Annotated in this window: 22 protein-coding genes, 1 tRNA gene, 1 pseudogene and 1 other annotated feature; of the genes and pseudogenes, 8 read left to right on the top strand and 16 right to left on the bottom strand. The window is 46.0% G+C overall.

Going from position 1 to position 19,643, the window contains the following annotated elements:
* Positions 1-15: 15 nt before the first annotated feature.
* A complete protein-coding gene (locus WA407_RS05290) occupies positions 16-726 on the bottom strand; it encodes a DUF1361 domain-containing protein (RefSeq protein WP_069291650.1) in 711 nt (236 codons plus the stop codon).
* Between the two features lie 93 nt (positions 727-819).
* Positions 820-1,428, bottom strand: a complete 609-nt coding sequence (locus WA407_RS05295; protein WP_235308054.1) for a DUF1349 domain-containing protein — start codon at positions 1,426-1,428, stop codon at positions 820-822.
* A gap of 188 nt (positions 1,429-1,616) precedes the next feature.
* Positions 1,617-1,856, top strand: a binding site (T-box leader).
* Between the two features lie 42 nt (positions 1,857-1,898).
* Here WA407_RS05295 and WA407_RS05300 point away from each other — a divergent pair.
* On the top strand, positions 1,899-3,083 hold the full coding sequence (locus tag WA407_RS05300) for an aminotransferase class I/II-fold pyridoxal phosphate-dependent enzyme (RefSeq protein ID WP_336076925.1): 1,185 nt from the start codon (positions 1,899-1,901) through the stop codon (positions 3,081-3,083).
* Between the two features lie 175 nt (positions 3,084-3,258).
* Here the strand turns inward: WA407_RS05300 and WA407_RS05305 are convergent, their stop codons facing one another.
* From WA407_RS05305 to WA407_RS05325, 5 genes and pseudogenes are all read right to left on the bottom strand, one after another.
* On the bottom strand, positions 3,259-3,819 hold the full coding sequence (locus tag WA407_RS05305; RefSeq protein WP_235308052.1) for a GrpB family protein: 561 nt from the start codon (positions 3,817-3,819) through the stop codon (positions 3,259-3,261).
* Between the two features lie 35 nt (positions 3,820-3,854).
* Positions 3,855-3,989 carry a hypothetical protein gene (locus WA407_RS05310; protein ID WP_336076926.1) on the bottom strand — a complete coding sequence of 45 codons (135 nt, stop codon included), beginning with the start codon at positions 3,987-3,989 and terminating at the stop codon, positions 3,855-3,857.
* A gap of 21 nt (positions 3,990-4,010) precedes the next feature.
* Positions 4,011-4,106: pseudogene (locus WA407_RS05315) on the bottom strand (macro domain-containing protein); the annotation flags it as partial.
* A 36-nt stretch (positions 4,107-4,142) separates the two neighbouring features.
* Positions 4,143-4,535: a hypothetical protein gene (locus tag WA407_RS05320; protein WP_336076927.1), complete on the bottom strand. Its 393-nt coding sequence runs from the start codon at positions 4,533-4,535 to the stop codon at positions 4,143-4,145.
* 21 nt (positions 4,536-4,556) lie between these two features.
* Positions 4,557-5,144, bottom strand: coding sequence for a TetR/AcrR family transcriptional regulator (locus tag WA407_RS05325; RefSeq protein WP_235308050.1), 588 nt, complete (start codon positions 5,142-5,144; stop codon positions 4,557-4,559).
* Between the two features lie 195 nt (positions 5,145-5,339).
* Here WA407_RS05325 and WA407_RS05330 point away from each other — a divergent pair, with 195 nt between their 5' ends.
* Positions 5,340-6,575, top strand: coding sequence for an MFS transporter (locus WA407_RS05330; protein ID WP_235308049.1), 1,236 nt, complete (start codon positions 5,340-5,342; stop codon positions 6,573-6,575).
* Between the two features lie 85 nt (positions 6,576-6,660).
* Here the strand turns inward: WA407_RS05330 and WA407_RS05335 are convergent, their stop codons facing one another.
* From WA407_RS05335 to fabF, 5 genes are all read right to left on the bottom strand, one after another.
* Complete coding sequence (locus WA407_RS05335; RefSeq protein WP_336076928.1) at positions 6,661-7,401, bottom strand: zinc ribbon domain-containing protein; 741 nt, start codon at positions 7,399-7,401, stop codon at positions 6,661-6,663.
* Between the two features lie 107 nt (positions 7,402-7,508).
* On the bottom strand, positions 7,509-8,462 hold the full coding sequence (locus tag WA407_RS05340; protein WP_235308370.1) for a helix-turn-helix transcriptional regulator: 954 nt from the start codon (positions 8,460-8,462) through the stop codon (positions 7,509-7,511).
* 20 nt (positions 8,463-8,482) lie between these two features.
* Entirely contained in the window at positions 8,483-8,731 is a 249-nt protein-coding gene (locus WA407_RS05345) for a GNAT family N-acetyltransferase (protein ID WP_336076995.1), read from the bottom strand.
* 12 nt (positions 8,732-8,743) lie between these two features.
* On the bottom strand, positions 8,744-8,989 hold the full coding sequence (locus WA407_RS05350) for a histone acetyltransferase (RefSeq protein WP_235308047.1): 246 nt from the start codon (positions 8,987-8,989) through the stop codon (positions 8,744-8,746).
* A gap of 146 nt (positions 8,990-9,135) precedes the next feature.
* Positions 9,136-10,374 carry a beta-ketoacyl-ACP synthase II gene (gene fabF / locus WA407_RS05355; protein WP_235308046.1) on the bottom strand — a complete coding sequence of 413 codons (1,239 nt, stop codon included), beginning with the start codon at positions 10,372-10,374 and terminating at the stop codon, positions 9,136-9,138.
* Between the two features lie 163 nt (positions 10,375-10,537).
* Here fabF and WA407_RS05360 point away from each other — a divergent pair, with 163 nt between their 5' ends.
* From WA407_RS05360 to WA407_RS05375, 4 genes are all read left to right on the top strand, one after another.
* On the top strand, positions 10,538-11,377 hold the full coding sequence (locus tag WA407_RS05360) for a helix-turn-helix transcriptional regulator (protein WP_103047982.1): 840 nt from the start codon (positions 10,538-10,540) through the stop codon (positions 11,375-11,377).
* A 135-nt stretch (positions 11,378-11,512) separates the two neighbouring features.
* The gene (locus WA407_RS05365; protein ID WP_069291644.1) at positions 11,513-13,327 is read left to right on the top strand and encodes a DEAD/DEAH box helicase; all 1,815 of its coding nucleotides are present in this window, start codon (positions 11,513-11,515) and stop codon (positions 13,325-13,327) included.
* A gap of 1 nt (position 13,328) precedes the next feature.
* Complete coding sequence (locus tag WA407_RS05370; RefSeq protein ID WP_336076929.1) at positions 13,329-14,279, top strand: YqhG family protein; 951 nt, start codon at positions 13,329-13,331, stop codon at positions 14,277-14,279.
* A gap of 258 nt (positions 14,280-14,537) precedes the next feature.
* Positions 14,538-15,593 carry a hypothetical protein gene (locus WA407_RS05375; RefSeq protein WP_336076931.1) on the top strand — a complete coding sequence of 352 codons (1,056 nt, stop codon included), beginning with the start codon at positions 14,538-14,540 and terminating at the stop codon, positions 15,591-15,593.
* Between the two features lie 96 nt (positions 15,594-15,689).
* Here WA407_RS05375 and WA407_RS05380 read toward each other — a convergent pair whose 3' ends face one another.
* A complete protein-coding gene (locus tag WA407_RS05380; protein WP_322172119.1) occupies positions 15,690-15,881 on the bottom strand; it encodes a YqzE family protein in 192 nt (63 codons plus the stop codon).
* Positions 15,882-16,171: 290 nt separating this feature from the next.
* Between WA407_RS05380 and WA407_RS05385 the strand changes: the two genes are divergently transcribed.
* Positions 16,172-16,933, top strand: a complete 762-nt coding sequence (locus WA407_RS05385; protein WP_336076932.1) for an N-acetylmuramoyl-L-alanine amidase — start codon at positions 16,172-16,174, stop codon at positions 16,931-16,933.
* Here the strand turns inward: WA407_RS05385 and WA407_RS05390 are convergent.
* The 3 genes from WA407_RS05390 to WA407_RS05400 form a co-directional block, all read right to left on the bottom strand.
* Entirely contained in the window at positions 16,908-17,843 is a 936-nt protein-coding gene (locus tag WA407_RS05390) for a divergent polysaccharide deacetylase family protein (protein WP_336076934.1), read from the bottom strand. The two genes, WA407_RS05385 and WA407_RS05390, sit on opposite strands and share 26 nt — an antisense overlap.
* A 125-nt stretch (positions 17,844-17,968) precedes the next feature.
* Positions 17,969-18,481, bottom strand: a complete 513-nt coding sequence (gene msrA, locus WA407_RS05395; protein ID WP_061828586.1) for a peptide-methionine (S)-S-oxide reductase MsrA — start codon at positions 18,479-18,481, stop codon at positions 17,969-17,971.
* 279 nt (positions 18,482-18,760) lie between these two features.
* Positions 18,761-18,845: transfer RNA gene (locus WA407_RS05400), tRNA-Leu, on the bottom strand.
* 222 nt (positions 18,846-19,067) lie between these two features.
* Between WA407_RS05400 and WA407_RS05405 the strand changes: the two genes are divergently transcribed.
* Positions 19,068-19,604: a hypothetical protein gene (locus WA407_RS05405; RefSeq protein ID WP_336076935.1), complete on the top strand. Its 537-nt coding sequence runs from the start codon at positions 19,068-19,070 to the stop codon at positions 19,602-19,604.
* Positions 19,605-19,643 lie beyond the last annotated feature (39 nt).

Genomic DNA, 19,643 nt, shown 5'->3' on the forward strand with positions numbered 1-19,643 from the left:
ATACATGTCCTCGGCCTAAATATCCTGATCCTCACTTAAAGAGATATAGATCAATAAATAAAAAATGACTGCTATCCCAAACACCAACCAGCAAAAGGACAGCAAATGAAGCCTTGGTACTGCATGTACTCCCCATCTCCAAATATCCGTAAGGAGCACCAGTGGCTGCAATAATATGTCCCAGCTATTCCAGCGGGCAAATCTACCAATATATACGCCTATGCTGGCCAGCCACAACAACACAAAAACTACAGCCCATGCAAGCCCACCTGAACAAATCCTCCTCAGCATATGGTGGATCACCAATACACAAAGGGATGTAAGAAAAAGTCCAAGCCCTGCTGCTGAAAAAGACGTAAATAAGATTAACCAAAATTGTGTGTTCAACCAAAAACGTGTATCAGGATTCACATCGTAAAAACGAAACGCATGAAGTAACTCAGTCACCAAATAAAGAGCATTCGGCAGAAAAAACAACCATACAATTGAGGAGAAAAATAAAAGAATACTTCTCACTTTTGTACTTCGCAGTCGGGATAAAGCCATCATTCCCAGAGTGATAAAGACCGGAACCCAGGCCAGGAATATATCCCAATACAGAAATTGATACATCCTCGTTCCACTTGTGGACTGTAAATACATAATGAGTCCGAAACAGCCCAACGTAGCTACAAGCAGCACTCCCAACAAACTGGGCAGCTTGTAACCCTTCCTTCTTAACAGCAAGTTTCCATCTACCTCCTGCCTGAGCATGCGTATATACGTCTTTTTAAGCCCTATTTTTTAGCGCTTTCATACTTAGAGAGGGCCTTTGTCTATTTACTCCACGTTTCGTATGTCCTCGGATACATGGGTTGTTATCGTCAAGGCATCAAAGGTAACAGCACAGCCCTCCCCCACCGGAGATTGAGCAACAACTCCGACTTTGAGCTGGTTAGGAACATTCATACCAAAATATCTCGCCAGCTTCCAATGCTGACCGTCTGATGAATAATGAAATGCAAAGCAATTTCCAGCTCGTGCCACTCGTAAATACGGATTGGACACGTCCATCGCCCCAGAGACACAATCATCGGATGTATCCCGAGTGACCACACTAAGAATAGATGGAGTGCTTTCAAAATATTCAAAACACAGCTTAGCCCAGTGGGTATCATCCGCCATCATCATCAAGCATCCTGAATCATAAGGCTGCTTCATATCAACACGAACCCTCGTCCATATTGTAAAATCACCTTGAAGCGTTGTATGCAAAAAGGGTGCGGACGATTTTACCGCTGCGCCAGACGGATCTCTAAAGAAATCCGCCTGTGAAGGTGCAGAAATTTGCAAAGACTTGGAATCATCGAATCCCCATACAGCCGGCTCATTCATCCAACTCCAATCCGCCGGCAAAACTTTACCGCTAAAGCGTTCAAATACGTTCATATGGATACCATTCCTCTCTGGCAATATAGTCATATAACACATTGAAATCTGGGGCACAATCCCCTTGATACCACTATATACGTTATTTTCCAGTCGTCAATAATGATGATCTGTCTTTAAGGTTTATAAAAAAAGACTTGCCATCCTGAAATGTTGTGCTTATAATTACACCTAACTTGATACGGTAACAAATTTCAATGACGAGAACGAGTAAGCTATACAGCGGATTTGCAGAGAGTTGGGGCAGGTGAAAGCCAACATTCCGAGGGTAGCCGAACGCCATCTCTGAGAAGCGGGCTGAACCTGAAGTAAGCTCTGCCGCCTTTCCAGCGTTAACCGGAACACGTATTGATGGATACGTGAACAGAGTGTCATTTCGTATGGAATGAAACTAGGGTGGTAACACGGGTATAAAACTCGTCCCTTTACAGGGGCGGGTTTTTTTGTTTTTCAAAAAGGAGGAAATCATCATGACAAATGTATCGACAGCAGTATCTATAACCGATTTTTTGACTCCAGCTGTACGGGAAATGCCACCTTCAGGCATCCGTAAGTTTTTTGAATATAGTACAGGCAGAAAAGATATTGTATCGCTTGGTGTCGGTGAACCTGACTTTGTAACCCCTCAACATGTCAGAAAGGCCTGTATCACAGCACTGGAAAATGGTAAAACATCATACACACCGAATGCTGGACTTCCCGAGCTTCGTGAGGAGATTGCCGGGTATCTGGAGAGCAGCTTCAGCACATCCTACAACCCGACAGATGAAATCATGGTAACCATTGGAAGCAGTGAAGCACTGGATTTGGCACTACGCGCCCTGATCACCACACACGATGAAATACTTATTCCGGCTCCATGTTATATTTCGTATTCGCCCATCACGTTTCTGAACGGAGGACATACCGTAACGGTTGAAACCTCTGCGGATCAGCAGTTCAAGCTAACAGCTGAGGCACTCCAAGCCAAGCTGACTCCACGTTCCAAAGTGCTTATTCTCTGTTATCCGAATAATCCGACTGGTGGGGTGATGACCTATGAGGATTGGTTGCCGATTGCCCGCCTGGTTGAGGAGCATAATCTTGTCGTTATATCAGACGAAATATATGCTGAACTGACCTATGGACAGAAGCATGTAAGCTTCGCTTCTCTGCCGGGAATGAAAGAGCGTACCCTGCTCATTAGCGGCTTTTCCAAAGCATTTGCGATGACAGGCTGGAGGGTCGGCTATGTGTGTGGCCCAAGAGAGTTGATTTCAGCTATGCTGAAGATTCATCAATATACCGCCATGTGCGCTCCTATTATCGGGCAAATTGCCGCTATTGAATCCCTCCGTAACGGGCTGGAGGAAAAAGATCGTATGATGGAATCTTACAATCTGCGTAGAAAATGGTTCGTTGAAGGCCTATGTCAGACAGGACTGCCATGTCACGAACCAAACGGTGCCTTCTATGCTTTTCCTTCCATTATGCACACAGGGTTAAGTTCAGAGCAGTTTGCCAAGCGGTTGCTGGAAGAAGAAGGAGTCATTACTGTACCCGGTTCCGCATTTGGCCCAGGCGGCGAGGGCTTTATCCGCTGCTCGTACGCGTCATCGCGAGAACAGCTGGAAATGGCTTTGGAACGCATCAGCGCATTCTTGAAACGTCTATAAATACGATTTTCCTATCACGAAATGAACATGAGTACTGGATGAACACTATTGTAGTAGCTTCTGAATAAGCTTTTTCTGGTGTGCTGGCAAGCCTTCCGGCCATTCCCCTACACGGCAATAACAAATGTCGGAGATTTCGGCGCTTGGTCGGAAAGTACCCGGGAGTCCGGACATTCTAATCTTTAGGATGTCCGATATTCAGAACATTTTGCACAAAATCAGTCTTGGCCTCCGTGTACGCTTCACGATCATGCTGATTTTCCATCGCCAGCCGCCTTTTTAATACATCATATTGCTGAATCAGCTCAGGCTGTTCACGAAGTCGGTTCCGAAACAACAGCTGCCGATCCCAATGCTCATCAGATTTCAGTATGAGATGCAGATGTCCCTTTCTTTGATCCTGTTCCACTTTAACCAAAAATCTTCTCCATTCCCGACCGTCCAATTCAGGCGGAACATAGTTCCAGCCTGCTGGTTGTAAAGCAGACACGATCTGTTCCAGTTGATCCCAAGATTCTAATTTTGCCATTATGTCAATAATGGGCTTAGCAGAAAGATTGGGAATTGCCGTGCTTCCTATATGTTCGATTTCCGTCACCTTAAACGGCAGTAATAACTCCCGCAATTGATAAATGATCTTTAAGCCCTGTTCTGACCAGGCAGGATCAGGATTCACTATTTTTACAGGCTCCGTAGCCCACACCGGCCAATGTTCCTGGTTTTGCTCCTCATGCATTCATGATCCCCCCTAATTTCTACTCATGTATTCTCTCATTCAACTGTATCTTTTTGAATATCGTTAACACCATCTTGTAACTTACGGCTGTATAACTGAGCATTTTCCGCATCAAAACAAACAAAAACAATCTCATTCAAAGCCGCATGTTCACGTACAAAACGTGTCACTTCCTGTATAGCAATATCCGCCACCTTTTCTTTCGGGAAACGGTAGATGCCTGTGCTGATATTCGGAAAGACAATGCTTCGTGCATTCAGTTTTAAAGCTAATTGGAGTGCATGTATCCATTGATCCGCCTCCTCTTCTAAAAATCAACTCGTTTATATAGTCATCTTATAGTCTCTACAGGCAATTTCTACTATATCGTCATAGGTTTTCAGCATATAGTGCTTTAGATTTTTCCCCCGCGCGCTTGCTATTGTAGCTAATAATGGCGTATCTGTAAGCTCATCAAAGCTGCTGCCCTGCGTATATTCCCGTTCAGACATGTGCAAAGCGACGTCTAATTCAATCATGTTGAAGTAGTAGACTTCTGTAAATATCAGTTCATAGGGCACAAAATCATCTGCTGCTTCCGTTGCCAGCCCCCCATTAATTTCTCCCTTTAAAACCAGCTCCTTCTTCGGATAATTCATATGCACATGGTCCAAATAGACCGCATCACGTCCATACAATTCTCCAATTGAAGTTTGAACGGCCTTTATCTGTGGCATCCAGTGTTCTCCCTTCCTAAGTTATTTTCCATCTAGCAACATGAGTGCAGTCGCAACCGCATGATCCACAAAAGAACGCTCTGGGCGTGACTTCATCATCACGGTAATCCCGATTAACAAAGAGACCATCGTATGGGCCAGAGCTCGTGCGTCCATGCTAGCCTCCAGCTCTCCTGATCTTATACCACGCTCGAGAGTTTCCTGAAAGACGGCAGAAAGATACATCTGATGTTCTCTGGTTAAAATCTCAAATTTCTCATCATGAGGGGCTAATTCTACCATCGTATTAATACAAAAGCATCCTCTATTAGGCCCATCCTCGTACTCTTCTGCCACGACTTCTCCAAAAAAATTGTAAAACGCTTCTTTTACAGAAGAATTGCTTTGTAGTCTAGAGCGTACATAAGCAGCGTGGGATTGCGTATATTTGCGCAGCGCAGCTTCGAATAATTGCTTCTTGTCTCCAAAGGCAGCGTAAATGCTAGGGCGCTGAATTCCCATTTTGGAGGTTAAATCACTTAATGATGTAGCCTCGAATCCCTTTTCCCAAAAAATTCGCATCGCTGCATCCAACGCTTGATCTTCATCAAATTCCCGTGGTCGAACCATAAGCAGCTCCTTCTTTTCATATCGTTCAGTATATTAAGATTGTATGATCACGATAAGAAACTGTCAAATATGTACATGATGAACTCTTGACATTTCATATATACACGAGTTATATTGACCTAAATTCATTACATACCAATCGGTATATTATACTCAACGGTATGTAAATTACAGAAAGCGACGTGGTATGTGAAAATGAAGACGTCAGAAGAAAAAGCGATACGCCTCCCTCATCAAACGGTAGCAAATGCTGCCGAAACAGCCCCCATTCCCTCCCTATCCCGATCTGTGGCACTCTTGTTTGCCATAGCCTGCGGGCTGGCTGTCGCTAACATTTACTATGCACAGCCATTGCTGGATGCGCTGGCAAACGAATTTGGCATTACGCACTCATCGGTAGGCATGGTCATTACTATCACGCAAATTTGTTATGCGTTGGGATTATTGCTGCTCGTCCCGCTTGGCGATCTTTTGAATCGACGGCGACTGATTACAGGGCAAATGCTGCTATCCGTGCTGGCACTAATTGTGGTTAGCTTTGCTCCTACCCGTACAATACTGCTTATAGGAATGGCAATGGTTGGTCTGCTGGCTGTAGTCACTCAAACACTCGTGGCTTTCGCCTCTACCTTGGCTAATCCGACTGAACGTGGGCGTATCGTAGGTCTGGTGACCAGTGGAGTCGTTATCGGCATTCTGCTGGCACGAACCGTGGCCGGTGTATTAACTGATCTGGCAGGCTGGCGTTCAGTTTACCTTGTTTCTGCTATACTTACGCTGTTTATGGCTGGAACTCTGTTGCGGGTGTTGCCAAAGAACGAACCCACAAGTGCGACACTTTCCTATCCGCAGCTGCTCCGATCGGTTATCGTGCTATTCTTGCAAGAACGAATTCTGCGTATTCGTGCTGTCCTTGCATTGCTCATTTTTACGGCGTTCAGCATATTGTGGACTTCGCTTGTGTTACCTCTCAGTGCACCCCCATTGTCTCTTTCACATACTGCTATCGGGGCCTTTGGACTGGCTGGAGTCGCCGGGGCATTAGCAGCAGCACGAGCAGGGCGTCTTGCCGATCAGGGCTTGGGACAACGGACGACGGGTATCGCACTAGTTGTGTTGCTGCTGTCCTGGTTACCTATCCGCTACACCGAGCATTCTCTGTTCGCTTTAGTTCTTGGCGTCATTCTTTTGGACTTGGCGGTACAGGCTGTACATGTCACCAACCAAAGCTTGATTTTCAATGTGCGCCCTGAGGCACGGAGCCGACTTACTGCAGGCTACATGATATTTTATTCCATTGGTAGCGCCACCGGTGCCATTGCTTCCACTCATATGTACATCTATGCCGGATGGAACGGGGTGTGTCTATTAGGAGCTGGTGTCAGTGCTCTGGCTCTCATCTTTTGGGCTTTAACTCGACGTTCAACTTGATGGGGAGACTGCTATTGATTGAATCAGAAAAAACCGCCGGGTCCACGACAATGACCGGCGGTTCTCTTCTGTCATGACAAAATCATCACTTGATTGCAATATAAATCAAAACAGGTTCATCAGGACTGCCATACACTTCAAAATCACCTGTGTATGTCCGCTCCCCTTGTCCCGTGGCAGCCCACTGCCAGATCGTCTGCCATACACGGAAGATAGAAGAGGGTTCCTGAGTTGCCTGAAAAATGGCGTAGCGTGCAGCCGGAATGACAAGTTCCTGAAGGTCATCAGGAGTCTGGAAATCCTTATCCGCTTCCTTTCCGATAAAAAACGTATACTCGCCCAAAGCTCCATTTTCATAGTCAGTATAGTAACCATAGACAGAAGCATGTCCTGCTTTTTCCTTTATCCGACCAGGCACGTCCTCACTCCAAAAACGTTCCCACATGTTTGGAATGATCCCGTGAGATGTTTGTTCCTTCTGATTATTTGTACGTGCTTTCAACCCAATTAAATGGATTTCACCTCGGTACTCCTCCCGAATGGGTCCATCAAGTTGAAGCTCTGTATCCTCTGGGGACCGCCATCGTTTTAAATACGGTAGGTAATTGCGCAGCATCGAAGTCGCTTCTTCTGCCTGCATCCCTTCCTCTACTAGGATAGGCACACACTGCTGAATCATTCCCTCCATAGTCAATTCAGGCTGTACAAATTCGCCTTCCTTGTAACAATACTTGCAATACTCATCCGTTTTATGATGTTGTGCATCCGTTCCATATTGGTCCTCATGCTCTAGCGGCATCCCGCAACTTTGACAAGCTTTATCCATCCTCGTAAATCCCCTTTCGCTAACTGATATTAGGTATGCCACCAGTATAACGAAACAAACCTGACAACTATGGGTCAGGTTTGTTTTACTTTAATCTAAGATTTCCTTTATGATTCCCGAACTTCTTCATAATTAGATGCAATACGCAGCGCCATCTTATGAATCTTGTCCCGCAAATGGGCTGGTTCTTTGACAACCACATCCGGTCCCAAGCTTAAAATAAATCCGTACGCCCATGCATCCTCGGGGAACGGGACCGAAACCGTATAGATCCCTTCCTCCTGCTCGGTCAATGCTTCTACACCAAACCAGTCCTCCGCCAAATGCCTTGAGTTACGGTTAAATTGCAGCGTAAATGGTTGTACAGCTCTGGATACCTCCATCCGCTCCTCATTCCACGGCAGCACTTCATAAGAAAGATCCCTGCGAGCAAAAACGGTCTTTGTAACCACAGGGTCACTCATGCGCGAAAGTTTGAATAGACGAAACTGCTCCCTATCGGGACAATATGCATATACAAACCATTGTTGTCCTTTCAGAACGAGCGTATGCGGTTCAACATTCCGTTCTGTTATGGCTCCCCCCGCATTTCGATAGGTAAAGGCGACAGTACGTGCTTGGCTCATTGCTTCTTTCACCTTTATCAATTTACCTTCCTGCGCAGCCCGATTTCCCCATCCCGAATGATCGACGATAAACTGTGTGGTATGGACACTAAATTGCTCTTTCCCAGATTCCGGTATAATACTTTCAAATTTATGAAGTAACCGCGACACATTCGGGCCGCCCAGCGACGAGGACAAACTCTGCAAACCCATCACGATATCCTTTATATCATGATCCGTCAGCATACTGCGATCCAGGCGGTATCCTTCCATAAGACCGATTCCCCCGTTGGCTCCCTGATAAGTGACCACCGGAATACCTGCCATACTAATCGCTTCAATATCTCTATAGATCGTCCGGATCGAAACCTCATATAAATCAGCCAGTTCCTTCGCTTGTATTCTATTTTTCTTTAGCAGCAAAATGACGATAGAAAGCAATCGGTCAATTTTCATTTTTTCAAAACCTTTCGTCATTAATAAAAATAAGCCATGAACTCCTCATCATATCCCTGACCGTGATATTCCAAAGCATTCTTTTCTATACCATAGGTTTCAAATCCCAATTTCTTATACAGCTCAACAGCAGCTTGATTGGTAGTCACCACACTCAGGTTGATTTGCTTCAAACCTTCCACTTTTCTACCTTGGCTGATCACTTCCAATAAAAGTTTTTTAGCGATCCCCTGGCCTCGATAGGTCGATGGTACATAAACTCCCCAAATTGCTCCCTTATGCTACGTCTTTATTTTCTGCTCTCTTCTAAACCCGGTCATGCCAACCAGCTGATGATCCTTTGTAAATGCACCAAGTATGTAATGATCTCGTTTATTTTGTATCTGCTTCACCACATCAGATAGCGGAACTAGTGCGGCTTCCTCATAGGAGGTTCCAAAAGCTTCGGGGTTCATTTGTAGGGCTTCCAGTCTCAAATTCCAATAAGCCTCAGCGTCTGCTGGTTGTATGTTCCTGATTAAAACCATGGCTTCCCGTCCCTCCAAATGTTTTCCTTCATCTTACTCTATCTCTTATCTAAAATGAATCTGTTATTCTTCGATTAAAATAACCTCAGGTGCTCTATCCAGCCGGATAGAATGCCTGAGGTTTGGTTTCAATAACTCCTTACATATTATGACTCGTAGCGCTTCAGCACAATGACCGCATTATGACCACCGAAGCCGAAAGAATTAGATAGCCCAATATTTAGTGGAGCCTTGCGCGCTTCGTGAGGCACATAATCCAGATCGCAAACCGGGTCCGGATTGTCCAGATGCATCGTTGGTGGAATGATGCCTTCCCGTAGGCTTTGCACAAGCGCAATCGCTTCGACCCCGCCCGCAGCTCCCAGCATATGACCCAGCATGGACTTATTCGCAGTAACCGGAATCTGATAGGCATAATCACCAAACAGCTTATGGATTGCAAGGGTCTCAGCGGCATCCCCGACAGACGTACTCGTTGCGTGGGCGCTAATCACGTCCACTTCTTCAGGGGAGATGTGGGCCGAATGAAGGGCTGCTTTCATCGCCAAGTAAGCTCCGGTTCCTTCGGGATGCGGTGCAACCATGTGATAAGCATCCGAACTGGCTCCATAACCGATGACCTCACCATAGATTTCCGCACCACGGCGGATAGCGTGTTCCAGTGACTCCAGTACCAGAATACCTGCACCTTCGCTCATGACAAAGCCGTCTCGATCCTGATCAAAAGGTCGACTTGCTATAGAAGGCTCCTCGTTACGTGTGGACAAGGCAGTCGCATTAGCGAAGCTTGCCAAGGCCAATCTAGTCACCGCCGCTTCAGCTCCACCAGCAAAAATAACATCCGCATCTCCTGTTCGAATCGTCCGAAATGCCTCTCCGATTGCTGTATTCCCAATAGAGCAAGCCGTCACGGGTGAAAGCGTAGGTCCCATCGCTCCAAACGCGATACTAATTTGAGCAGCAGCCATATTCGAGATCATCATGGGTACCAGCGTCGGGCTAACTCTACCCGGTCCACGTTGTAGCAGAACATCTACATTGTCCACCAACGTATCCAAACCGCCGACTCCCGATCCCACATAGACACCTACACGCTCCAAATCGGTGTGATCCAGTTCCAGACCGGAATCCTTAAGCGCTTGTTCTGCCGCATATAATGCAAACTGAGTAAACCGATCCATTCGTCTAGCATCTTTACGTCCCCATTGCTTTTCTGCATCAAAATCCTGTACCAGTCCAGCAATTTGTGCTTTCAAATCGGACACATCGAATGTATCAATTTTACGTATACCTGAATTGCCTTCCAGCAAATTCTTCCACAACGTGTCCACTTCATTACCTAGTGGGGAAACGACACCCATACCTGTTATCACTACTCTTTGCATAAGCTATTCATTCCTCCTGCTCGGTGAGTTACTTATAATCCTCATTTTACCCTTGTCTTATCCTATTACAAGTGTTTGTTTATCCTGGTATAATGAACACTACTATAGTAAACGCCTTATTTGCTCACTTCGGATATACCCATTGAATGGAGAGAAAATACCTATGAAAACGGAAGCACGTCTGGAAGCACTATCTGTTTTTCTAAAAACAAAAAGGGCCCGCCTACACCCACATATGGTCGGTCTCCCCCAAGGATCACGTCGCAGAACACCAGGCTTGCGCAGAGAAGAAGTCGCTCAGCTGGCAGGTGTCAGTACGACCTGGTATACCTGGCTGGAGCAAGGACGAGATATTAAGGTGTCCGCCTCTGTGTTGGATGCTATTGCTGCCGCATTGCAGTTGAACACAGACGAGCGCAAATATTTGTATGATTTGGCGATCGAGGCCGGGTCTCACAGCCTTCCTGTTCCTGCAGAGCAGGCCGTTATTTCCCCCTCTCTGCAAAAGATCGTACAAGAGCTACACTACTGCCCTGCTATTATTTCAGATCGGCGTTGTCATATTGTCGGCTGGAACGCCGCTGCTGCTCATGTTTTTATGGATTTTGCCGAGCTACCACATGAGCAACGCAATATGATTGAACTGCTATTCACCAAAAAGGAGTTTAAAAGTCTAGCCGTGAATTGGGAACACTTTGTAAAGGGGTTCCTTGCAATTTTCCGCGCTTATTACGGACAATACGTAACAGACCCCTGGTATGCACAATTTATACAAAATATGAGTCAGACCTACCCAGAGTTTAACGAGCTTTGGAATCAGAGTGAAGTAAGCTCCGCGCCGGAGGTGCTCATTGAATTTCGTCATGCCAAGGCTGGCAAAATGCTATTTGACCTGACTTCTCTTCAGGTACAGGGCAGTGTTGATCTCCGTTGCAGCATCTACACCCCTAATGCGCAGACCTCTACGGAAAGTAAACTCCAAAAGTTAATGGAAGGCAGCTAAAGGATTTCATCCCTCCTGTTATGAAGATATCTTTTTCCGTCCATACTACATCTACGATCTGTGCTAAATAGATGCCACATATGTGACAGAACCAAGAGCTTCAACTGTGCTACTACCAGGAGGGAGGGAATCATCATGAAAGCCAAATCGACAAGTTCCCCGCACATACCTAATCAAGCGCCACTGCCTGTTCCGGTGCAATTTGATCGAAGCTGGCAGGATGAGCTGGACCAGCGGCTGCGCAAAGGTGGCCCTTGGGGAGATTGGAATCTGTATCAGCTGGCCATTGAGGCTGAAAAAGTCAAACTGGTGCCGAGCTTTGATGAGCTTCAATGTCTACAGCATTTGCAAGACCTCACTCCACTACCCCATCAGCTGGATACCGCTCGAAAGGTACTGTTTCAAATGTCCGGACGTGCCATTCTTGCCGATGAAGTCGGCCTAGGCAAAACAATCGAAGCTGGTATGATCCTAAAGGAATATCTGGTTCGCGGGCTGGCTTCCAAAGTGCTTATTCTTGTACCCGCATCTCTGGTCCTACAATGGGTGCGTGAGCTGAACAGCAAATTCGGTATTCCCGCTGTCGCCCAGAAAAAAGCGTATTCTTGGTCTTCCGAGGTCGTCGTGGCCTCTATGGATACCGCCAAGCGGGAGCCCCATAGTAACATCCTACTAGATACCGATTATGACCTGCTCATTATAGACGAGGCTCATAAGCTGAAAAATAAAAAGACATCCAACTACCAGTTCATTATGAAGCTGCGCAAAAAATATTGTTTGCTCCTGACAGCAACACCTGTACAAAACGATCTGTCTGAGCTGTTTAACCTGATTACACTGCTCAAGCCTGGTCAATTGGGAAGACATGGCGATTTTTCAGCCAACTTTGTTGTAGATAAACGTCTGCCCAAAAATGAAGATCAGCTCAAGGATGAGCTATCTAAAGTCATGATCCGCAATCGTCGCGGAGAAGGCCCGGTTCAATTCACCAAACGAAATGTTTCCAACATTCACTTGGAACTTTCGCCGGAAGAGCAAGCGCTGTACGATGGGGTGACTTCTTTTGTCAAAGAGCAATACCAGGCGAATGGCGGAAATTTAAGTAGCATGCTGTCTCTCGTCACCCTTCAACGGGAAGTGTGCAGCAGCCGGGACGCTGTGTTCGTGACGCTGGTCAATTTGTCTAAAAAAATGGCCCCAGACTCTCCCCTACGCGATCGTGTCTGGGATTTGGTTGCACATATTAAAGCGATCAAGGCCAATTCCAAAGCAGAAAAAGCGCTCGAGCTTATCCGTCAGATGAACGAAAAAGTGATCATTTTTACAGAATACCGGGCCACACAGGAGTATTTGCTGAATTATTTCCGTGACCGTGGCCTATCTGCTGTTCCTTACCGAGGCGGTATGAACCGTGGACGCAAGGATTGGATGATGGATCTGTTCCGTGGGCGCATTCAGGTCATGATTGCCACCGAAGCGGGTGGTGAAGGCATTAACCTGCAATTTTGTCACCATATGATTAACTTCGATTTACCGTGGAATCCCATGCGCGTGGAGCAGCGGATCGGACGGGTACATCGGCTTGGACAGACGCATGATGTTAATATTTTCAACTTGTCCACAACCGGAACGATTGAGGAGCATATCCTGCATCTGCTGCATGAAAAGATAAATATGTTTGAGATGGTCATTGGCGGATTGGACGTTATTCTTGAGAAGTTTGAGAAAAAAGAATCTATTGAAAAAAGTCTGTATAAGATCATGCTCGAATCCAGTAGCGATGATGAAATTCGCAAAAAAATGCAAAAGCTGGGCCACTCGCTGGATTCCATCAAGCAGGAAATGGAACAACTGCGCACAGACCAGCCAAACACCGAGGATTTATTAGGCCTAGCAGGCAATACGGTTCCTCCGGGCAAAGCTCGACGCAGTGTGAAGGGAGGTCGCTAGTTTGACCATGAATGCACAGCAAGTCCAGCGTTTTGTACACACCTATCTGGAAGCTACCGGATGCAGTGTCATTGAGAGGTCGCCTCATCATGTAACCGTCAAGCTTTCTCCAGAAGCGGATAAAGCCTTAACAAACCGCCCCTACTATTGGGGATACGTAGAGCGTACTGGCGTTCCAGCGCAGACGATGTCCTTCACTTTCATCTTTGATGGGGAAGCCTATCGCACAGAACAGGAACGTTTAGCGGATCATACGCCACCAACTCCAGCATCAGGCAACGCAGCACAGGATCAGGTCATGGGACGTTATTTCGGTCATGTACCAACATTACCACAATTGGGACCTGGACGTATTTTGCAGGAGGAGCTTCGATATGGAAGCCGTCGGCTGCATCAAATTTTTGAAGCCGCACGAGATGGAGGGAAATATGTTTATTTGTTTGAACAGCCTGATGCCCGTCAGCTGTCTGCTCGCTCTCCCGTAGTCTATGAAGCTTGGCTCAGCATCTGCTATAAGATTGAATTCGCCTGCGATTTGAAGCGTGAGGAACTTCAGTGGCTAGGTATTTCGCTTAAAAGCGGCACCATTGTAACCGATTTTGGCGCCATGCTCGAAACTCGGCAGCTCAGCCCGCTGCTGGCGGGTAATATGCATGTGCAGCCTGCCGAGTTATCTGTCCCTGAAGCTTCTAGCTCGCTTGAAAGCTATCTCACCGAACAGCTCCGTCAGCAAGATTATGATTGGGCTGAGCAGGCGAAGGAACGATTGCGCGAGGAATTGGAGGTTATTGACCACTACTATGATGATCTAATCAATGAGCAGAAAGAGGAAGAGGATAAAAAAGAAGCCTTATCAGAGCAGCATCAAGCCCGCCGTAAAGAAATGGTATGGCAGTATGAGCCCAAGGTACTCGTATCCGCCATTAACTGCGGGATATTTCATCTGCGGTAACCGATATCTCTTGCTCCTTCGCAGGAGAGTTGCAGAGGTATCGTCAGCTTGTAACATCTTGCTTCAGCCTACACCAGTTTCCGCTGCTGTAACCACAAGTTTGGTTAAACATGTCTCCTATGTATCGACAGCAAAAAGCGAACCTGGATACGACATTTGCGCCGACAAGGTGCAGCAGTCTTTTTATCGGACAGGCTGTATGCTGTATAAAAAGAATGCCTCCGTCGGGCAATCAAGCCGACAGAAAGGTGGATTTCATTGAAGAAGAATCATTCCGGGCACTATAGCATAGGTATGATCGCAGCTGTTCTGATCGGCCTGTCCGCAGTCTGTCCGTTCGCTTCCATTGATGCGGCTCCCTCAGTCGCACAAGGCAACAATTTAAACTTGGTGTCTCTCTACAACGAAAGCTCGCGGGTTGCTCCATTGAACTCCACGAGTCCTGCTACTCCTTCCCCGGGTGACGTTTCAGCAAGTTTTCCTACTGAGGAGCAAGGCGTGCCCGCAGACGTAAAACAGACTGCAGACAACATGGTACAATCCCTATCGTCGCAGCCCCCTTTTGTCTCGTGGAAAGATGCTGAGCTTAGCTATCATCCGCTCGGACCTGGAACCCATAGTTGGCTTGTTCAAGTAAACCGTGCAGGAGAATACATCGGCTACCTGATTATCGGATCAGACTCAAACGGCGCATATCAACTCAACGAATACGGGAATGGTCCAGGCGGGCCTTATAGTATGGATGTACTTCGTCAATCCTTAGTGTCGCTCACAGATACTGATCTTTCATCTATCGACAAGCTGCAAATCACACCCATGTATGAGGAACCGCTACTAGCCTACTGGCTGGTGCGTTCCTCTACAGGCAGCGAAATATGTATTGATGCTGTAACTGGCGATCCGTTACCTGTAGAAGTGGCAGATGGGAGTTGGAAACATAAGCTCCAAAACAACGTATTCTCTTCATCTGTACCCTTTTTGAAAACACAGGCGCAAGCAGTTACGGTCTCGTCTGCTCCTTTCGATCCCTATGACGATCTGGGTTGGCTTCAACCCAAGCAAAAACTTTCTGTCCGTAACACAGCCCAATTTATGGATACACTGAGTATTTCACCACGTATTATATTTTCTGCCACAGGTATCAATTTTGCCTTTGGAGGTCCCTTATCCATTAGTGGGTATCAGTCCTGGATATCCCCAGATCATCCGTCCCAACCCAATTTATATGCGTTAACCTACCATCATGGACTTTCCCGATTTGTACCACTAAAACAGTTATTGTCAGCTGGCGAATTTTATCGTTTGGACTCCTAGTTATTAAGAAACACGAAAAGATCGGAATGATCCCTACAACATAAAAAGAGACCTCAAATGGCATACCCTATGCCTCTTGTGGTCTCTTTGGCGAGTTTAATGTCGCTCCCTTCGCCCTCTGCGTGTGGATTTCATCCACATTTTCAGAGCGAGAGGCAACATGCCAAACCATTTGGTCCCCCACGGCTCTCTGGCTTGTTTTTGACTGCGCCGAACATCACGCGGCGTTTCCATATAGCGAACAATCCGCTGCGTAATATACGTCACCAGTTCGTCACTCTTCGCCATCCTCCATGACCTCCTCCAATCTGCGCCTATTGTTTCCAATTACGTTGCTTGGAAATATCGGATTCACACGTTAGGTGCAGATAAAACTAGCTTGCTCATTTTCCAAAAGGTCTAACCCCTGTGGGAATAACTATGCATGGTTTCCCTTAAATGGAACATACTATCTTCAACATAACAGTTACCCCAAGGCTAATTGCCATATTTGAAGGCAGCTACGCTGCTTTAGGTTTGATGCCTGTTATGCATGGTTTTTCAGTAAATAATCAATTCGTCCACTGGGGGAATAGAATGTGAGGAAAAAAAAGTTAAACAAAATATGGCTGACATGCTTGGGGTTCAGTCTATGCATCCTTTGCAGTGCTGTATTCGCCCCATTTACCTATATAGCTGCTAAGCCCGACGAGAAAAGTAACGAACCGAATAAGTATATAGATAGTCCATCCAACGTACATTCGTCCTATCACGCTTTTGCTAAGCCCGTTGTCCTGATTGATGTAGGCCATGGCGGTGTGGATGGTGGAACAAGTCACAAAGGAATTTTGGAAAAAGATATCAATCTTGCCATTGCTCAAAAGCTGTACTTGATTTTACGCTCTCAGGGATATCCTGCTGTCCTGAATCGGGACAAGGACTACGCACTGAGTGACGACAACCGTTGGCTGCAGTCCAAATCCCGGCACCTTAAAGACCTCGCCCAACGTAAAAGCCTAACAGAACAACTGCCCACCGCTTTGGTTGTAAGCCTGCATGTCAATTGGAGCAAACGTACCGAAAAACGGGGACCCATTGTACTGTATCAGGATGAAGGCAGCAGCTATCTGTTAGCTGAACGGATTCAGCATTCATTAAACCGCTTATTTTGCATGAATAGAAAAACAGTGTACGGAAAACCCTTTTATCTTTTGAATAAAATCCGGCAACCCGCTGTAATTGTGGAAACCGGGTTTATCAGTAACGAACAGGACAGAGCTATGCTTTCCGAGGATCGTGGTCAAAAAAGCATTGCCGAAGCTATTGCCGCAGGTATTATTGCGCATCTGACGGCATGGTAGTGTTGATGGCTGGGTCTCCCGTCCATCCCCATACAGCTCGTACCAAATCGCTAATACCCACAAATTTGGCGTGCTCCTTTAGCTTGGGAACCGACGAATGAAGAGCGGAGGATGTGTACATACCAGACACGCCGACGTGCCCAATCGTTACGCAGGTGTTGTGCTTATCCAGCCATTCAACCACTTTTGTAAGTTGCCGATTCACATGGGGAAGGTTATGGACATCATCCAGAAAAACATCATTTCGTACTGGTGGCATTCCCTTTTTAGCGGCAAGCTCAGGGATCACTGACCGATAATTAGTACGGCTATCGACAAAAAATAGTCCATGCTCCTTACAAACATCAAGAACAATGGACATAATGCGCTTATCCGAAGTGACCTTGGAACCCATGTGGTTGTTCACCCCTATCGCAAAAGGAACATCCTTAATGGCTGCTGTCACCTTCGCATGTACTTCTTCATCCGTCATATTAGCCTTAATTGCCCCAGGCCCAAGCCATTCGGGCTTCCCACGCTTTGGCTCCATTGGAAGATGGACGATGACATCATGACCGCGCTTATGCGCTTCCATAGCGTCCTGCTTGGTTGTAGGCAGGAAGGGCATCACAGCAACGGTAATCTTAACGGGTAAATTTAAAATTTGCTCAGTTCCTTTCATATGGTTTCCCAGATCGTCAATAATGACAGCAACCATCTTTTGCGGATCGTCCTGTTTGTCTATTGCTTCTGCAACACCAGTACTACAGACCATGAATAACATGCATACCGAAATACAGAGTACTACGGTTCTTCGCATTTTGGAGCTTGAATGGAATACAGGTACATAAGCTGGCTCTTTCCGAGCGCGAGATTCCTTTAAAGCCTTTTTTATTATATTTCTCATGTGCAGCTTCCGTCGTGTACTCATTGCAGGTCAGCCTCCTTCTCTGTCCCTTCATTGTGTGAGTAACGTCGTCTAAATATGTATAAGGCAGATCCATGGAATAATCCCTGATCTGCCTTATCGTGCGTAGAAACGTATAATAAAGCCGCTTACCAGTTCTTATCAATAAATTCATCACGACCTGATTGGGCCCGATCTTCCTTATAGTGCTTCACGTTTTTCTTGTGGTAATCCTGATGATAATCCTCTGCAGGATAAAAAATCGAAGCAGGAAGAATCTCCGTTACAATTGGCTTATCAAAGCGTCCACTTTGTGCCAACTGCTCCTTGGACTGTTGTGCAAGCTCACGTTGCTGCTCTGTATGATAAAAAATTGCGGGTTTATACTGTGTACCCCGGTCCTGAAATTGACCTTCCCCGTCGGTAGGATCTGTTTGCGGCCAATATAATTCGAGCAGCTTTTCATAAGGAAACAGCTCAGGTTCAAAAGTAATCTGCACCACCTCGTAGTGACCTGTAGTTCCTGTTTTAACCTGCTCGTAGGTCGGATCGGCAATCGTCCCTCCAGTGTATCCTGACACAATGCCATGAATGCCCGGCTGTTCTTCAAACGGAGTCACCATACACCAGAAGCATCCACCTGCAAAAGTCGCTTTCTCCATCTTACATCCAACCTTTCAATAACTTCATCATAAAGTGCGTTATTTTCTATCATATCTTAAAAGATAACCTTATAAAAGAATTGTTTATGAACTTGAGGAATTCGCAAAAATTCCACCTAAAAGAAATCAAGTAATTTGTCAGAATCCTTTATGGAAATCCATAGTTTTCGGGAAGACAAGAAACGTGTTCAGCTTAAACTATGAGCAAATCCCCAGAAATATAAGAAAAAGGCCTCTAAAACTGCTACGAGAGCAATTTTATAGACCTTTTCTAATAGATGCGGTCGAGAGGACTCGAACCTCCACGGGGGGTTAGCCCACACGGACCTGAACCGTGCGCGTCTGCCAATTCCGCCACGACCGCATATAAGTTGTCGTTTATCCTCGAAAGATCAATCTTTCTTAGCGACAAGATAGATCATACCATGCTCATATCGAGATGTCAAACCTTTTATGTTTGTTAATTTCCTCTTGATAAAAAAGGAATAATAAACTAAAATAAGAACATAAGTTCTTGGGAACGAAGGTTCCTTTTCTTCATTCGGTTATGAATTATCATCACATTTTCCTAAGGCGGTGAATGGTAATGATCTCTTTAGATACTACTCAGCATGAATGGTCTCTTGTGAAAAGTTATCTGCTCCTTACCTTTATTCAAAAAGTATTTGAGCGGGACAGCCTAATTCTTGAAGAAAGCGGTATGCTGAAAACCCCTGATCTTTATGTCGAAATGGTTAACGTAGGTGTAGATCGTACCGGGATCCTGCTGTCTGAAATAAAACATGAATTTAATAAATATCACATTCAAGTTCTGGACATACAACAAAACCACTCCGGCGTTCACGCCACCTATATAAGTAAAGGCAATAAAGAGCAGTTCAGTATGGCAATGCCAGCATTCCGCAAAGAAATGTATGAGCGGATGCGAGCATATCTCGGGCTCTCAACCTCTATGCCCCATACAGCTGCCCTTCCTTTACTAGAGAAACATCGCCCCGAATTACCAAACAATTCAACATCCAAACCTCTACGCAACGTTGAACGAAGTTTGGTTACATCCTCTTTGGCTTATAAGCGTAAAACGTCTCGCCCTGCTGCTTTTGCCGCAAGCAGAAGAGCATAATCCCCGCACAACCAACACGCAAAAGAAAAAAGCTTCCGC

Source organism: Paenibacillus sp. 203 (assembly GCF_037027525.1).
In the GTDB taxonomy this organism is placed as follows: domain Bacteria; phylum Bacillota; class Bacilli; order Paenibacillales; family Paenibacillaceae; genus Paenibacillus; species Paenibacillus polymyxa_B.

Bases quoted from the DNA above. Each gene is read 5' to 3' on its own strand.
- WA407_RS05380 (WP_322172119.1), bottom strand. From the start codon at position 15,881: ATGGCGAAGAGTGACGAACTGGTGACGTATATTACGCAGCGGATTGTT.
- WA407_RS05300 (WP_336076925.1), top strand. From the start codon at position 1,899: ATGACAAATGTATCGACAGCAGTATCTATAACCGATTTTTTGACTCCA.
- WA407_RS05360 (WP_103047982.1), top strand. From the start codon at position 10,538: ATGAAAACGGAAGCACGTCTGGAAGCACTATCTGTTTTTCTAAAAACA.
- WA407_RS05350 (WP_235308047.1), bottom strand. From the start codon at position 8,989: ATGGTTTTAATCAGGAACATACAACCAGCAGACGCTGAGGCTTATTGG.
- WA407_RS05365 (WP_069291644.1), top strand. From the start codon at position 11,513: ATGAAAGCCAAATCGACAAGTTCCCCGCACATACCTAATCAAGCGCCA.
- fabF (WP_235308046.1), bottom strand. From the start codon at position 10,374: ATGCAAAGAGTAGTGATAACAGGTATGGGTGTCGTTTCCCCACTAGGT.
- WA407_RS05390 (WP_336076934.1), bottom strand. From the start codon at position 17,843: ATGAGTACACGACGGAAGCTGCACATGAGAAATATAATAAAAAAGGCT.
- WA407_RS05305 (WP_235308052.1), bottom strand. From the start codon at position 3,819: ATGCATGAGGAGCAAAACCAGGAACATTGGCCGGTGTGGGCTACGGAG.
- WA407_RS05330 (WP_235308049.1), top strand. From the start codon at position 5,340: ATGAAGACGTCAGAAGAAAAAGCGATACGCCTCCCTCATCAAACGGTA.
- WA407_RS05320 (WP_336076927.1), bottom strand. From the start codon at position 4,535: ATGCCACAGATAAAGGCCGTTCAAACTTCAATTGGAGAATTGTATGGA.
- WA407_RS05335 (WP_336076928.1), bottom strand. From the start codon at position 7,401: ATGGATAAAGCTTGTCAAAGTTGCGGGATGCCGCTAGAGCATGAGGAC.
- WA407_RS05295 (WP_235308054.1), bottom strand. From the start codon at position 1,428: ATGAACGTATTTGAACGCTTTAGCGGTAAAGTTTTGCCGGCGGATTGG.
- WA407_RS05340 (WP_235308370.1), bottom strand. From the start codon at position 8,462: ATGAAAATTGACCGATTGCTTTCTATCGTCATTTTGCTGCTAAAGAAA.
- WA407_RS05325 (WP_235308050.1), bottom strand. From the start codon at position 5,144: ATGGTTCGACCACGGGAATTTGATGAAGATCAAGCGTTGGATGCAGCG.
- WA407_RS05405 (WP_336076935.1), top strand. From the start codon at position 19,068: ATGATCTCTTTAGATACTACTCAGCATGAATGGTCTCTTGTGAAAAGT.
- msrA (WP_061828586.1), bottom strand. From the start codon at position 18,481: ATGGAGAAAGCGACTTTTGCAGGTGGATGCTTCTGGTGTATGGTGACT.